Origin of the sequence: Candidatus Kuenenia stuttgartiensis (assembly GCF_900232105.1) — a bacterium.
GTDB classification, from domain to species: Bacteria; Planctomycetota; Brocadiia; order Brocadiales; family Brocadiaceae; genus Kuenenia; species Kuenenia stuttgartiensis_A.
In genome coordinates, this window is the sequence record NZ_LT934425.1 from 1,344,618 (window position 1) to 1,361,461 (window position 16,844).

Here is a 16,844-nt window from a genome sequence, read left to right on the forward strand (position 1 = left end):
GCACAGGGCGTCTTCTCATTGAGCATTATCCATATGGGAAAATGCCTCATGAAATTTCCTTTCTCCTTCGAGGTATTTATTTAAACCGACTCCATGATGTTTCATTATATGTTCCTCGCTTTCAAGAAGCATATGCCTTGCCGCCTTCACAAACTCACTATCCTCTTCACCGATAATCACTATTCTTTTCAATGTTCTCAAATAGTTTACCATGTCAGATATTTTCAGCATCGCTACCGCCTTGTTATAATGCGCCTGGACAAAATATGGAAAAATTTCAATTGCCTTATCAAAGTGTAGTATTGCCTCATCATACATACCCTTAAATGCATAGACAACGCCCATGCCATATTGCACAACATGATTTTCCGGGTGCATGCGCAATAATTCATCCATCTTTGCTTTTGCCGCATCAATATCGCCCTTCTCCTGCAATAGTAAGGCATTGTCAACCTCCCGTTCAATTCCTTTGTCACTGCTGTATTTCTCTGCGGTATGACATCGGGCGGCGTGATATCTTTCCGCATATTCATAATAATTGCAGCCTTCGCACATTTGAGTACGAATAGAAGCGCAACATTTCGGACAAATCAATGCATCATGGCGCTCCTTACAACCTCTTTTTGCCTTTGTCGCATTACACAGGACACACCTTGTTTTTTTCATATTTTCATAACCTCGCTTTAAAACTGCTATGAGAGAAACAACTTCATCATTATTTAATCATCGGTAAAAATCCCTGTATTCCTGTTTAGAGCCGGTGACCGTGGCAAATTGCGATGGCAAGGGCGTCAGATGCGTCCTCCGGCTGCGGAATTTCCGGCAAACCAAGTATGGCTTTTACCATTTCCTGCACCTTGCCTTTATGGGCATTTCCGTTTCCGGCAACCGCTTTCTTCACCACTCTGGCAGCATATTCAGCAATAGGAATATTTGCCATCGCAGCGCACAGAAAGATAATGCCCCTGCCTTCCCCTATTTTAATGGCTGCTTTAAAATTTTTGCCAAAAAAAACCTCTTCTACCGCCATGTGATCAGGCTTATATATTGTTATTAACTCTGTTACCCCTGTGTATATTGTTTTGAGGCGTTCCGGGAAATTCTGGTTCTTGCCGGTTTTTATAGAACCATACGCGACCGCTTTTATTTCCGCACCGGATTTTTCTATTACGCCATATCCGGCAATCAGCGTTCCTGGGTCAATTCCGAGAATTTTCATAGTCCAGTATTGATAATTATTTTAATGTTTAGACATTTTCAATTGGCCATTGGTAAGTTTGTGATGAATTTCTTAATCTGTGCAATCTGTGGTTCCCTTTCGAATCTCGTATTTTTTATTTCTAGATTGTTTGGTTCTGGCTATGCCAGCTTAGGAATTTCAATAATTTTTAGTTAAGCATATCCCCGTTTTTCAACCGTAAGTTTTTGTTTGACAATTTAGCCCTTCAAGCATACCCTTACTATTGTTCACAGACTTAAAACAAATCGCTTTTTTATACATAGTACCATGAAAAAATTATTATTAAATACGAATAAAATAGTAAATAATCTGATAGACATTGTCAAGCTGCTTAACTTCAGGGACGCAAAGTCTCAAAGCAGTGCGAGTACAATAAATATGTCTTTGCGCCTGGTATGCAAACATATCATGGTAAACAGATTCTTCGGCGGCATTGCCCTGGTCTTTTCACTGGGAATATTTTTGCTGATGATAGGAGCATTTACTGCTGCTGCACTTTTGCGTTTCCCCGGAGGCCTTGGAGCATTTTATATGCTTTGCCTTGGTTTACTATTGGTCGTGTTTTTTAAAATACTACTGATACCGTTGCTGTCCATAAATAAAGAAAAGATAGCGCTGCTGATAGAACAAAAATATCCTTCTTTGAATAATGTGCTTATCAGCTCTTTGCAACTGACAAAGAAACAACGAAACACACAGAAGATAAAATATTCCGGGCAGATGGTCTCTATGCTTGTTGATGAAGCCGCAAGGAAACTGAAACAATTAGACCTTCAATCAGTAGTTAATAAAAAACCTCTCATCCTCGGCAATACACTCCTTATTTTCTCCGTGCTTCTTTTCGGAACGGTGTATGCATTTCATCGTTCTTCTCTGGACAAAAACATACCGCTTTTATTTGGCTATCTTAGCGACAGCAGCAGTATAGGCGGAGAGCCATTTGCAGTTTCAGGCGTCCCTGTTATTGGCGATATTACCGTATGCTACCGATATCCTCTTTATTCCGGGCTGGAGACAAAGACGATATACAACACAAGCGGCAATATTAAAGCCTTGAAAGGGAGTGAGGCGCAAATCAGCGCCGTAAGCGGTCGCCCCGTAACATCAGCAAAAATCATTTATAACGAGTCTGCAATAATTCCACTTGCAGTTGAAAACAACAAGGCCATGAGCGGCGTATTGCAGGTGCTGGAGAATGGCTCTTATTGTTTTGAGATAAAGGATTTGAATGGGCGTATTACCAGAGATCCTGCATTATATACAGTTGAAGTTATTCCAGACCTGCCGCCTGAAACGTCTGTTATTGCTCCGGCAAAGGATTTGGTGGTAAATGAAAAAGATGTTGTAAACCTTCAATACAATGCAAAAGATGATTATGGGTTGGCGGAGATTTCTCTTGCATATGAAGTTGGAAATGAAAAAAACACAAGGCATTTGTCCCGTTTTGATAAAAGGCAATTATTTTACAACGGAACGTACAAATGGTCTTTGAGCGAATTGCGCCTGCAGCCCGACGACAAGGTGGCGTACTATATTGAAGCAAAAGACAACGATACGATATCAGGGCCAAAAACCGGCAAATCTAAAACTTATTATCTGGAGATTTATAGTTCCAGAAAAAAACACCAGGAATTGATTAAACTACAGGAATTGCTCGTGAAAGAAGCGCTGTGGTTGTTGTCGGACGACCTTGTGAACAGGATTGATGATGAAAAATGTGCCTCAAAAGAGTACCTGCTTATGAGGCAGGATATTATCAATGAACGGGTGAGCGTTATCAACCGCCTTTTTACGGATATTCTGGTTGGTATGCAGGAAGATGTCAGGGCAAATTACAGTGTTTACTACGCACTGGAAAATTTGAGAAAAAAGTTTCGCGATGTGACGGAACAAAAACAAACGGCCATACAAAAAGCGATGCTCGCCATAGTGGGCAATGATGTGCCCTTGGCAATGTTATTGGAACTGCAGGTAATACAGGATAGGGAAGTGACGGAAGTGGAAGATATGATACTATTCCTTAATGAAATGATACAAAAACAAAAATTGGATGATGTAATAGATACGGGGAATAATCTGCTCCAATCGCAGAACACTCTTGAAAAATTACTGAATCAGATGCGTGAAACCGGGGACATGGAACTGAACGAAAAGGCGCTTGCTGAATTAAACAACATTGAAAATGCTATCCGGCAAATGATGATGAAGCTTATGCAAATGGCGCAGAGTGAGCATATGGATGAATTCTTAAACGCAGATGCACTGAAGGGGATTGAACAGGATGACATTATGGGCGATTTAAACGAGATGAAGAATGCGCTCAAAAATGGCGATAGTGAAACCGCTATAGAGGCGGCCAAAAGGATGCTTTCTTCCTTGCAGAAGATGATGGATCAGATGAATTCCGCCTCACAGGGACTGACGGATTCATTTTACTCCGATACCATGGAAAAGATGGATACGATGCTGGATAATTTGTCGGAACTGGAAAATAAGCAAAGAACGCTGGCAGAGAAAACGGAAGATTTAAGGCAAGAGGTTCAAAAACGTGTCTCAGAATCAACCAATGAAACGCTAAAATCCTTTTTTGAAAAACAGGAAAAAAGGATTGAAGGGTTAAAACAGGATATTGCCGGGACAAAAAAATATTTGGCAAAGAATGAATTGCTGCAGGAATATCTTCAAACAAAACAGCAGTTGCAACAGTTTTCCGGACAAAGAGAAATCCCCGCGAGCTGGTTTAGCGATTTGTTTGAAAACGATAATAAATCCGGCATGTCTAAACAGGAATCGGCGAAGTTCTCCGGGCTGACAAGGAAAAATGCGGAGTTGAACCGTGAAATTAACAGGGACCCTCTGCAAAGAGATTTCCTTTCTATTGATAAGGAATTACCTCAGACGGAGGAAACGCTTCAACATCTGGAAGAAATGCTGAAAGGCAGAGAGATAGCGGAATCATTAACCTTAGCACGGGAAATTGCAAGGGATACAAATCACTGGAATAACCGTATGCAAGACTCTATTGAAATGAGAAAAGATGCGGGGAAAGAACTGTTGTCGGAAGAAGAGCTTAAAACAACAAAACAGATCGACGATGCGGCAAAACAAAGTCAAAAAATAGTCCAGGATCTTGAATCTATAATGAAATTCCTCGATGAACACCAAATCGCCGGCATGACCCTGGAGGATCAGGAGACATTGAAAAAGTATGCGGGGAAACAGGAAGAGTATAAAAATGAAACAGAGGAACTTATGGAAATGTTAGAGCAGCTTGCAAGCCAGGCTCCGTTCATGGACGAAGAGGCAAACAGGCAACTGGAGATGGCTTCAAACTCCATGTCCGGTGCAAAGCAACGGCTGGAAGGGCAGGATATTTCAGGCGCGGTCATTGAGGAAAGGGAGTCGTTGTATCGTCTGTCTGAAGCAAAAGAAGGGGTGCAGAGGGCAAAAGAACACATAAAGCAGGGAATGATTGGTGAAGGGATGCCTATGCCGTTTCGCGGCAGTATGATGGAAGGTCAGGTTACTTCTACTTCAGAGAAGGTGGAAATACCTTCCGAGGATGCATATAAAGCGCCTAAAAAGTTCAGACAAGAAATTCTTGACGCACTGAAAGACGGATTACCGGAGAAATACAGGGATTTAAATAAGGATTATTATCAGAGATTGATTGATTGATTGAGATATATGATGAAAAGAAAAGCGGTCATACTATTATTGCTGTTGTTCGTGGTACTTCTATCACGGGAAAAAGAGGCGAAGTCACGGACGAATGAATTTTTCGATATTCCGGGAGAAATTGCCTATGGTGAAGAATGCCTGAATGCATGGCAGGTTGAAGAGGCAAAAAAGGTTGCTGAAAAGGTGCGATTGTTGGCGCCGGAAGACCCTCATGTATGTTTTTTCGTGGGAAAGGTGCGATTTTATGAGGGAAGGTATGAGGAATCGCTTGATTTCCTGAAAAAAGCGCAAAAAACCCCAGGGGTCATGCAGCAGGCAGAGGAATTTTTCCATTTCGTTCAAACAATATACCAGACAGCAAGCAATTTTAAGGAAATTGAGTCAGAACATTTTCTCTTCCGTTTTGTGGAAGAAAAAGACGCCATACTGGCAGAATACGCCCTCGACACACTTGAGAGCGCTTATAAGGTAATTGGAGGCGATCTGGGCTATTTCCCGCGTGAGAAAATACTCGTGGAGGTCTATCCGGACGCTGAGAGTTTTTGCACTATTTCCACTTTAACACAGAAAGAAATTGAAACCTCCGGTGCTGTCGCAATTTGTTTGTTCAACCGGCTAATCATTACAAGCCCGAGGTTGCAGCCACGGGGATATGAATGGCTTGATACGCTTGCTCATGAGTATGTGCATTATGTGATAATGAAAAAGACATACAATCGTGTGCCGGTTTGGCTTCATGAGGGGCTTGCCAAATATGAGGAAAATAGATGGATAGATGATAATTCACCGACATTGCCTGTTTCACTGGAAAGTCTTCTGGCAGAGGCAGTGGAAAAGAACTACTTTATCACCTTTGAGCAAATGCATCCCTCCCTGGCAAAATTAGAAAAAAGAGAAGACACCGCCCTTGCATTTGCGCAGGTATTTACGTCAATAGAATATTTATATCATCTTGGCGGCTATCCTTTGATCACTGCAATCCTTGATGAAATAAAGAATGGAATGGATGCAAAAGAAGCGCTATCCTCCGCCACCGGGGTACCATTTAATACGTTCGAAGAGAATTATCTGCAATATTTGAAACAGAAAAACCTGAGAAGGGTTCATGGCATCAAAATACTTCCGACAATATTAAAGGAATCGTCCACTATTGTGGACGATCTTGAAAGTGTCGCGGAAATAGAGGTAAAAGAAGCGAAAAAATTCGCTATACTGGGAGACCTTTTACGACGCGAAGGGTTGTACAGCGCAGCGATTATAGAATATGAAAAGGCCTTCATAAGGGCAAAAAATATTTCACCGCAGATCCAGAACAAACTGGCAATGGCATATATCCAGGATACTCAGTATTCAAAGGCAGAAGAAGTATTAAAAACCGCTCTCGAATATTATCCCGAATACACAGCCACATATATTTCACTGGGCGAGCTGTACCAAAGAACAGGAGCATATCAAACGGCAATAAATTTTCTTTCACGAGCAAATCGGGTAAATCCATTTAACCCTGTTGTTTACCGCAATCTCATTCAACTATATACAAAAGTGGAAGATAAGGAAAACGCGGCGAATGAGATGAGAAGGTTAAAAATGGTCACACGGTTCCATAATCCCACTACCCCGGAGATGCCGGAAAAATGATTCAATTGCTTTCTTAAATTAAATCAGGCCGGGCTTTAAAAAGACAAAAACCCAACGCATTTTATACACGCCTTAATCCCATAAATGCTAAGTTATTTCTGATATTTTTTACACGGAGTCAAATATCTAAAGCCGGCAATCGGCAATTTACAGTCGGCAAATTGCAGACTGTGGACTGTAGACTGTAGACTGTAGACTGCTTTCGCGCTTATTTGGTTCCGGCTTGTCCGGATTTTGGTAATTATCAAAGAGGAATTGCATGAATAATTTTTGGAAATGCAGAAATTATCCGGGAATAGTCATAGTAGTAATCATTTTTTTATTGGTAAATACAGGATGCAAAAAGATACCCAAGGGTAACCTGATAGAGCAGAATTTTAAGGTTCTTTTGGAAATAAGCGCATTTAAGAAAAAGCAGATAATTAAATATTTTGCGGACGTAGAAAAGAGAGCGGCTGGTATTGCTGCAGACGAAAGCATGCTTGATTGTTTTCATCAGATAAAGAAATGTTATCAGGTTGAGGCATCAGGAATCGATGCTATGAATATTCAGAAGAAGGAGTATGAAGCGGATGTAAATTTTGTTACTACGTATAAAGATTTCTACGATATTCTTTTTGTCGATAGCAGAGGTTTTGTTTTTCACAGCATAAAACAGGCAGATGATTATCATACAAATCTTTTTACCGGAAGGTATTCGGATACTTCCCTGTCCATACATCTTCGGGAAGCGCCTGAAAGGGAATTTGTCAACTATGAATTTTATGCCCCGTCAGACAAACCTGCCGCTTTTTTTGTTGTGCCTGTATATGAAAAGAAAGACCTTGCCGGCTGGTTTGTTTTACAATTTCCTATAAACAAAATTAATGCAATATTATCCGACCATGAACACCTTGGAAGAACCGGAGAGGTGTATCTTGTAAATGAAAACAAGTTAATGCTGACGGATTCCAGGTTTATCGAAGATAGCACCATTTTGAAACGTAAAGTGGATACTGAGGCAGTGAAACTTGCGCTGCAACAGAAAGCGGGGAGCAAGATTATTGAGGACTACAGGGGCATACATGTGTTAAGCGCTTTTGAACAATTTGAAGTGTTTGGCCATTCATGGATAATTATTGTTGAAATGGATGAGGACGAGGTTATTTCAAATATTTATAAGGAGTATGAAAAATATTTTCTTTCAAAAATTATGGATTACCTGCCGAAAGTAAATGCCGGATATGCTGTTCAGGACAGGGAATCGTTGTCTCCCCAAAATAGCAAAAAAGTGGATATTAACGAGTATGCAATGACAAAATCGGGAGAATTATTAGAAACAAAAGGGGTTGGACCATGCACTGCAATCATTTTGTCCTTTCCCCAAAGCTTTGGATATCTTGCGCATATCAGTCCCGTAGATGAAATTTATCATAAGAATCCTCTTACCAAATATTTCCTGGGAGGTCGAAAGACAAGTTGCCTCCAGAAAATACTGCAAAATATAAGGCGCTACGATTTGTATCCTTACCAATTGAATAAGCTTCGCTGTGTAATCATTGCCACTCACATGAAAAGTCTGGAAACAATAGTTGATCAACTATTAAGAGAGGGCATAGAATTGTCACAAATTGGGTTTTTATTTAATCCCTCTGCGGATTATGCCAATATAATATTTGATCAGTTAAACGACCGCATAAGAATAGAGTGGAAATCTCATAATTATAATACCGTTTTTTATGCTGCACATATTCCTGACGTTAAAACATTAGGGTATGTTGTAAAAGAAATGATTGTGCAATAAAATTGCGGGTCATCGTGTAATCGCGTGGGTAAAAGAGAGTGCAAATCAGTATAAAATGGTATTAGATAATAGTAAGGAGATGAGAAAATGAGACTTAAGATACTAACGGTATTGAGAGTATCGATGGTGGCGAGCGTTGTATGTGGTCTTATGTTTTTTACCCAATACACGGCCGGCAGCTATGATGGGTATGCAATTGGTTCGACTACAGGTTCCTTGCCAGACGACGGCGGCAGCACCCCTACCGCAACAACAGGTTCAGCAACGTGTGTTAGCTTGAGTTCCGTATTACTGAATGGGTGGGTGAATGGCAACGGGTTGGCAACTACTGCGTGGTTTGATTATGGCACGAGTACAGGAATGTATTTCGATGCCACAACAACTATTCCATGTGGAACCGGCTCAACGTACGTAAATGCGACTTTAGGTGATTTAACGCCATGGACGACATACTATTGCAGGATAGCCTCTCAAAACATTGGAGGCATATCCTACGGAAGCGAAACCACCTTTATACCTCGGTCACAGATATCGGCAGGAGCATATCATACGCTAACACTGAAGCCAGATGGCGCCGTGTGGACATGGGGGGCAAACTGGAACGGTCAACTGGGAGACGAGTCAACGACAAACCGCTCAACGCCGGTGCAGGTAAGCGGCCTAACCGATGTAATTGCCATTGCTGGAGGGGCTTATCACACAATCGCCCTGAAATCAGACGGCACGGTATGGGCGTGGGGGAATAATGAAGGCGGTCAACTGGGAGACGGGTCAACGACTGACCGTTCAACGCCGGTGCAGGTAAGCGGCCTAACCGATGTAATTGCCATTGCTGGAGGATATGCGCACACAATAGCTTTGAAATCAGACGGCACGGTGTGGGCGTGGGGGGATAATGAAGGGGGTCGACTGGGAGACGGGTCAACGACAAACCGTTCAATACCGGTGAAGGTAGGCGGTCTAAGCGATGTAATTGCTATTGCGGGAGGGAATGCGCACACAATAGCTTTAAAATCAGACGGCACGGTGTGGGCGTGGGGGGATAATGAAGGGGGTCAACTGGGAGACGGGTCAACGACAAACCGTTCAACACCGGTGAAGGTAAGCGGTCTAGCCGATGTGATTGCCATTGCAGGAGGGTATTCCCACACAATAGTCTTGAGGTCAGATGGCACGGTGTGGACGTGGGGGCATAATGAAGGGGGTCAACTGGGAGACGGGTCAACGACAAACCGTTCAACACCGGTGCAGGTAAGCGGTCTAGCCGATGTGATTGCCATTGCAGGAGGGGTGTATCACACAATAGCCGTGAAATCAGACGGCACGATGTGGGCGTGGGGATATAATTGGTATGGTCAACTGGGAGACGGGACAACTATAAACAGTTCAACGCCAGTGCAGGTGAACGGCCTGACTGATGTAATTGCCATTGCCGGAGGATATTATCACACAATAGCCATGAAATCAGACGGCGCTGTGTGGACGTGGGGATTTAATTATTATGGTCAACTGGGAGACGGGTCTATAACAAACCGTTCAACACCGGCACAAAGATCGCTTTCCGGTATGAAATCCGTTGCTACCCCTACCGTGACGACAGGTTCAGCAACGTGTGTTAGTTTGAGTTCCGCATTACTGAACGGGTGGGTGAATGGCAACGGAGTGGCAACTACTGCGTGGTTTGATTATGGCACTAGCACGGGAATGTATTTCGACGCCACAAAAACTATTTCATGCGGAACCGGCTCAACGTACGTAGGTGCGACTTTAGGTGATTTAACGCCATGGACGACATACTATTGCAGGATAGCCTCTCAAAACATTGGAGGCATATACTATGGAAGCGAAACCACCTTTATGCCTCGGACTCAGATATCGGCAGGTGCATATCATACGCTAACACTGAAGCCAGATGGCACCGTGTGGGCATATGGGGCAAATTGGAATAGTCAACTGGGAGACGGGTCAACTACAGACAGTTCAACGCCAGTGCAGGTGAGCGGTCTAACCGATGCAATTGCCATTGCAGGAGGGGTGTATCATACAATAGCCCTGAAATCAGATGGCACGGTGTGGACTTGGGGGTGGAATAATTCTGGTCAACTGGGAGATGGGACAACTATAAACCGTTCAACGCCAGTGCAGGTAATCGGTCTGACTGATGTAATTGCCATTGCAGGAGGAGATTATCACACAATCGCCTTGAAATCAGACGGCACAGTGTGGACGTGGGGGTTTAATTATTATGGTCAACTGGGAGGTGGCGCAACGACAAACCGTTCAACGCCTGTGCAGGTAAAAGGTCTAGCCGATATAATTGCCATTGCAGGAGGGTATGTTCACTCAATAGCCCTGAAATCAGACGGCACGGTGTGGGCTTGGGGGTATAATGGATATGGTCAACTGGGAGACGGGTCAACTACAGACCACTTAACGCCGGTACAGGTAAGCGGTCTAACAGATATAATTGCCATTGCAGGGGGGTATATTCACACAATTGCCTTGAAATCAGACGGCACGGTGTGGGCATGGGGGCATAATGAAGGGGGTCAACTGGGAGATGGGACAACGACCAACAGTTCAACACCAGTGCAGGTAAGCGGCCTAACAGATGTAATTGCCGTTACCGCAAGGCTTTATCATACAATAGCCTTGAAATCAGACGGCACAGTGTGGACGTGGGGGAGGAATATTTATGGACAACTGGGAGACGGGTCAACCACAGAACGCTCATTGCCAGTACAGGTAATCGGTCTGACCGATGTAATTGCCATTGCAGGAGGGTATTATCACACAATTGCCTTGAAATCAGACGGCGCGGTGTGGGCTTGGGGGTATAATGGAAATAATCAACTGGGAAACTGGTCAACGAAGAACAGTTCAACGCCTGTACGGAGTTTGAGATACGACATGAATTCCGTTACTACCCCTGCCGTGATAACAGGTTCAACAACGTGCGTTAGCTTGAGTTCCGTATTACTGAATGGGTGGGTGGACGGCAACAGGGCCGCAACTACTGCGTGGTTTGATTATGGCACGAGCAGTGGAGTGTATTTCGATACCACAGCAACTATTCCATGCGGAACCAGCTCTGCGTACATAAGTGCTACTTTAGGATCTTTAACGCCATGGACGACATACTATTACAGGATAGCTGCTCAAAACAGCAGAGGTATATCCTATGGAAGTGAAACCATATTTTTGCCGCGATCACAGATATCAGCAGGTGCATATCATACGCTAACTCTGAAGCCAGATGGCACCGTGTGGGCATGTGGGGCAAATTGGAATGGTCAACTGGGAGATGGGACAACTATAAACCGTTCAACGCCAGTGCAGGTGAGCGGTCTAACTGATGTAATTGCCATTGCAGGAGGAGATTATCACACAATAGCCTTGAAATCGGATAATACGGTGTGGGCGTGGGGGTCTAATTCTTATGGTCAGTTGGGAGACGGGACAATTACAAACCGTTCAATACCGACGCCGGTGACTTATCTAACTAACATAATTGCCATTGCAGGAGGGTATGTTCACACAATCGCCCTGAAATCAGACGGCACGGTGTGGGCATGGGGATATAATGGATATGGTCAACTGGGAGACGGCTCAACTACCAACCGTTCAACACCAGTGCAGGTAAGCGGTCTAACCGATGTAATTGCCATTGCAGGGGAGTATGTCCACACAGTCGCCCTGAAATCAGACGGCACGGTGTGGGCATGGGGATATAATGGATATGGCCAACTGGGAGACGGCTCAACTACCAACCGTTCAACACCAGTGCAGGTAAGCGGTCTAACCGATGTAATTGCCATTGCAGGGGGATATGTTCACACAATCGCCTTGAAATCAGATGGCACGGTGTGGACGTGGGGGTGGAATAATTCTGGTCAACTGGGAGATGGGACAACTATAAACCGTTTAACGCCAGTGCAGGTAAGCGGTCTAACCGATGCAATTGCCATTGCAGGAGGGGATTATCACACAATAGCCTTGAAATCGGATAATACGGTGTGGGCGTGGGGGTCTAATTCTTATGGTCAGTTGGGAGATGGGACAACTATAAACCGTTTAACGCCAGTGCAGGTAAGCGGTCTAACCGATGCAATTGCCATTGCAGGAGGGGATTATCACACGATAGCTTTGAAATCGGATAATACGGTGTGGGCGTGGGGGTCTAATTCTTATGGTCAGTTGGGAGACGTGTCAACTGCAAATAGCTTAACACCGGCGCAGTGCTTGTTATCTCCTATTGTATCAACAGGCACGGCAATAAACATTGGAACAACCATGGTACGGTCAACACCAACGGCACGTCTACCATGACGTGGTTCCGGCACGGCACGGTTAGCGGGTCATATACCGGCACATCTACGACACAATTGGAATCCGGAATTTATTTGTCATTTGTTCTGATAATAGAAGGCGGAATCGAAAGTATAAAACGTTTGGTTCAGGTTACAAACCTGAACCCGCGAATGTAGTTTCCATTGCCATTACGTTCCCAAACAGATACTTCACTATGTTCAGTACAAGGTTTGAGAACGAGTTGTGCTTCGGTAGTTTAATAGATTACGCTGAATAGTTACCAAATTTTAGAAGAAATTACCGATGAACAACAGATTGCGCAGATTTCATTGGTAAAAATACCGGCAATCATTCTGTTTTTTTCCGTTAGAATGGTAGGAAATGCCTTTGTATCAGTATGTAGCGGCAATTCGAGAATTGCCGCTACACTGAATATCACTCTATTATTACGGGAATGCTAATAAAACAAAACTACTAAAAAATATCGAGCTTTCCTGACAATTTGATGCGTTTTTTAGACGAATTTGAAGCGACCCAGGCCATTATACGTCAACATCGATGTAATCATGATCGGTTTTTTACAATACGGGAAGTTGCTATTATGAAAGCAGGGGCTTTTTTGAGCAATTATCTCTTTCTGTGAATTTGATACTGCAATGGTATTGTGAATACAAAGAGGAATCATGCCACGGCCTTTATTATTTTGCAAATGTGTGGCTTGTACTTATAGAACCGAAAGTGCATTATTCCTCTTTGCCCCCAATAGGTAAATCAATTTTACCAGGGCCTTCCGCCACCACTTCTACCACCACCACTACCGCCGCTTCTACCGCCGCCACTTCTGCCGCCACCGCCACCGCTTCTACCGCCGCCACTTCTACCTCTACCACCACCGCCGCCTTGCTTACGGTCATCAGTACGGGGAAGCGCCTCATTAACATTCAGAACCCTTCCATTTAAATCTTTGCCGTTGAGACTATCTAGCGCAGCCTGCGCTTCTGCCCTTGAGGGCATTTCTACAAATCCAAATCCTCTGGATTCTCCGCTGAATTTATCCTTAATGATTGTTACGGACGTGACCTGCCCAAACTCCTCAAAAACCTGTTTCAATTCTTCCTCTGTTGTTTGTCGTGCCAGGTTGCCGGCGTAAATATTCATGTTTCTATCCTTTCTTTTAGGTATTAATAACAATATTTTATTTGGTGTATATTTGCGTTTGAGTAAATCAGACCTATGGATGTTTCAAGTTATTTTATTTCTCCCCCTTTCCTGTTTTTTCAGAAGTTAGGCAAACTTCCGTAATTTCATACGTAGTATAATGCAAGTTTGTAGCATATGCAACAAAGTTATCGTGATTTTAAGCATGGCGGTTGCTTCTTTCAGCATTTGGTAACGAACCAATTACGCATGCATTATACATTACTCCCTGACCTGAACGCTCAATTCTTTTACATTGCGTTCTCTATTATATCCGTTGTAAAGTGTTCACAATGCAGGCCAAATTTTAGAGGGAATTTAAGGGGGGGGTTTTAATACAAATGTAGAGATGTACGGCTGTGCGTCTCTACTCTATAAAACCCGGAATTCTGTAACACTTTAGTTTTTTGAAAAATTCCAATAATCGCGGTATTTGCCCGCATAGTGTAGGGGCGAAGCATTTGCTCGTTTGGGCATGAACGCATTTATTTATAGCAAATGCTTCGCCCCTACTTATAATGCCTTTTCTATTTTTATAATATCGCAAACTATCTCGTTTTCCGGAAGTTGGATAGTGACCGTCTCACCTGTTTTTTTATTCAACAAGCCTTTTCCGATTGGCGACAGATAAGAGATAATATTTTTGTCAATATCAGCATCCCAAGGGCCCAGCAGTGTATACGTTTCCGTGGTTTCTTTGTCCTTGTTTTTAATAGTTACTTTTGTGCCTGGCGAGACGATATTCGTTTTTACGGTATACGGCTCGATAAAAACTATCTTTTGCAAGTCAGCCTTCAATCGTTCCGCCTTTTCGATCAACTGTGCCTGTTTTTCACGCGCCGCCTGATATTCTGCGTTTTCTCTGAGATCACCGCGACTGATAGCCTCTCCAAGGTCGCGCGCATTTTCAGCAAATTGAATATTCATGATGTTGTCGAGTTCCTTCTTCTGCTTTTCGTATCCATGTTTTGTAACATAGATTTTATTTTCATCCAAGGTGAGTATTTCCGGCTTTTTAATCATCTCGGGAAAACGGTCGCGAATAACGCTTTCAATGGAAATTTTAAACCAATCTTCAATACATTTACTGCCCGAAACTACATTATACATGCTGGCTGCATTGGATTCGGTCAAATGGTTTATGGCATGATCGGTTCCTTTTTCCTCTAACAGGCCTTTGATTTTATTAAATATCGATCGGATATTTCCGTCACGTCCCTTTTGCATTTTAAAGTAAATATTATTTATCAGTTCGATTAGTTGAATGAAAAGTGTTCCGGAATTAATATTCGCATAAAGATCCGGGAAACGTCCGTAAAAATTGTTTCTGCAGAACCAGAAATAGTGTTCCGGGTATGCATTAAACTGTGAAAATATTTTTTGCGAAACACTATTTAATGAATCCTGCTTGTTCTCATTAATAAGTTCCTTAATTATAAACTCCCAAAGATGGCTATTTTGGTCAAAAAATAAGCTGGCAAATTCATTTTGCCAATGTTCCGGGTATATTTTTTTGATTCTGTGAAGAACATGTTTTTTATACTCTAATATGCATATGTTACCGATTAGTTTTGATAAATTGTCGGAGTTTTTTATAACGGTTTCAATCATATCCTTGTAATTTGCAGGGCATTCGTTCAGCATAATTTGCACTTGTTCGGCAAGGAGAAGGCATTCAATAACGGCGGAAGGATGTGTGTCCTTTAATTTTTCAGCTTCTTGCGTAAAGAGTGACTTGATTTTCTGTAAGATTTCTTTGCATTTTTCAGTATTCTTTCCTCCCTCGGCGAGGTATTTTCGGGCTGACTCGATTTCTTTGTAAATTTCCCCGGATTGAGTGAGCGTATTAATAATTTCCTGATGCGGCGTCAATGGTTTTGTCCTGATTTCCAGAAGGGCAGTGGTTGGCGAGCCTTCGGTAAACTGGAGGTACGGGTCTTTTAGTATCAGTTTTTTCGTCTTTGTCCACCATTTGCTCCATGCGGATGGCGGCAAGAGTCCTGCAAGGAGTTGTTCTTTTATATTGTTTAACGTAGCCTTGCCATGAAAATGTTTTAAGGTAAGCCTGATCAAACCCACAGGATCTTCATCAATCATTTTGTTCAAAATGTCTTTTTGGCAATACACCATTGCCCGCAAACTATCCTTTTCCAGTTTTTGTAAAATATCAGAAGCAATCTCTAAGGCAATTCCATGGTTGTTTTTCTTCTCAAAATCAATATAAATCTTCTCTCCCTCAGGATCAAAAGAAACTACTTTGCCAACTCCCCAACTCTTATGATATACGTAATCCCCTTGTTCAAACATAAAATACTTTTCCAGCATTTTGAGAGATGCGGCAGTCTCCGGGGATGTTTCTATACTGGATTTACTAATGAATAGGCTTGCATAGGGTTTTTCTTTGTAGATATTGGCGTAACAAGCGGCAAATTTTGGAGCAAGTCCTTTTTCCTTCGGAAAATATTTCAATATATATTTCAAAACTTCCAATAGATCATTATACGCATTTTTCTCGTTATAGTAAGATTCCAACATAATGAGAAAATCATGTGCAAATTTCTTTTCCTGTCTTATAAGTAAATTGATAATATGCAAGAGCGGTTTTTTGTCATCAATTTCCGATTCTACAATGCCTAGCCATTGCTCTTCAAGTTTATCGTATTGCTCTGTATTAACTAAGTGTTCCAGCTCGGTATGCTCCATAATAGTATGATTTATCGCGGAAAGTTCATTGGACATTCTCGGTTCTCCTGGTTTACGGATTTTATTGTAAATACTCTACTTTAGTATTTCGGCAACTTTGTTTGCGACCACACCACGTGGCGGCGCGAGGCGTTTACTGATGTTGCATACCGGTAGAGCCTTATGTTTTCGGCGGCAAATGCTTCGCCCATGCAGAGAAACAGCTATTCATTTACGAAAAAACGTATCCCCCCGTTTTTCGCGGGAATGATGCTTTAGTGCTTTTCGGGTGAAAGTGCTATGTATAATAAT

8 protein-coding genes are annotated in these 16,844 nt (G+C 42.7%); 4 read left to right on the top strand and 4 right to left on the bottom strand.

The genetic code is table 11. The features are described 5' to 3' along the window. Nucleotides 1–15: 15 nt before the first annotated feature. A complete protein-coding gene (locus tag KSMBR1_RS06165) occupies nucleotides 16–666 on the bottom strand; it encodes a tetratricopeptide repeat protein (protein WP_099324523.1) in 651 nt (216 codons plus the stop codon). Nucleotides 667–751: 85 nt separating this feature from the next. After that, the gene (ruvC, locus tag KSMBR1_RS06170; RefSeq protein WP_099324524.1) at nucleotides 752–1,219 is read right to left on the bottom strand and encodes a crossover junction endodeoxyribonuclease RuvC; all 468 of its coding nucleotides are present in this window, start codon (nucleotides 1,217–1,219) and stop codon (nucleotides 752–754) included. 288 nt (nucleotides 1,220–1,507) lie between these two features. Between ruvC and KSMBR1_RS06175 the strand changes: the two genes are divergently transcribed. The 4 genes from KSMBR1_RS06175 (at nucleotide 1,508) to KSMBR1_RS21525 (ending at nucleotide 12,671) form a co-directional block, all read left to right on the top strand. Then, a complete protein-coding gene (locus tag KSMBR1_RS06175) occupies nucleotides 1,508–4,918 on the top strand; it encodes a DUF4175 family protein (protein WP_099324525.1) in 3,411 nt (1,136 codons plus the stop codon). A gap of 9 nt (nucleotides 4,919–4,927) precedes the next feature. Next, nucleotides 4,928–6,559, top strand: a complete 1,632-nt coding sequence (locus KSMBR1_RS06180; RefSeq protein ID WP_099324526.1) for a tetratricopeptide repeat protein — start codon at nucleotides 4,928–4,930, stop codon at nucleotides 6,557–6,559. Between the two features lie 259 nt (nucleotides 6,560–6,818). Continuing rightward, the gene (locus KSMBR1_RS06185; protein ID WP_099324527.1) at nucleotides 6,819–8,342 is read left to right on the top strand and encodes a cache domain-containing protein; all 1,524 of its coding nucleotides are present in this window, start codon (nucleotides 6,819–6,821) and stop codon (nucleotides 8,340–8,342) included. Nucleotides 8,343–8,429: 87 nt separating this feature from the next. Further along, complete coding sequence (locus tag KSMBR1_RS21525) at nucleotides 8,430–12,671, top strand: RCC1 domain-containing protein (RefSeq protein WP_164994559.1); 4,242 nt, start codon at nucleotides 8,430–8,432, stop codon at nucleotides 12,669–12,671. Nucleotides 12,672–13,430: 759 nt separating this feature from the next. Here KSMBR1_RS21525 and KSMBR1_RS06200 read toward each other — a convergent pair. Further along, nucleotides 13,431–13,811 (bottom strand): RNA recognition motif domain-containing protein, encoded by a 381-nt coding sequence (locus KSMBR1_RS06200; protein WP_099324528.1) that lies wholly within the window; start codon nucleotides 13,809–13,811, stop codon nucleotides 13,431–13,433. Nucleotides 13,812–14,363: 552 nt separating this feature from the next. Next, nucleotides 14,364–16,589 (bottom strand): transcription elongation factor GreA, encoded by a 2,226-nt coding sequence (gene greA, locus KSMBR1_RS06205; RefSeq protein ID WP_099324529.1) that lies wholly within the window; start codon nucleotides 16,587–16,589, stop codon nucleotides 14,364–14,366. Nucleotides 16,590–16,844: the final 255 nt, after the last annotated feature.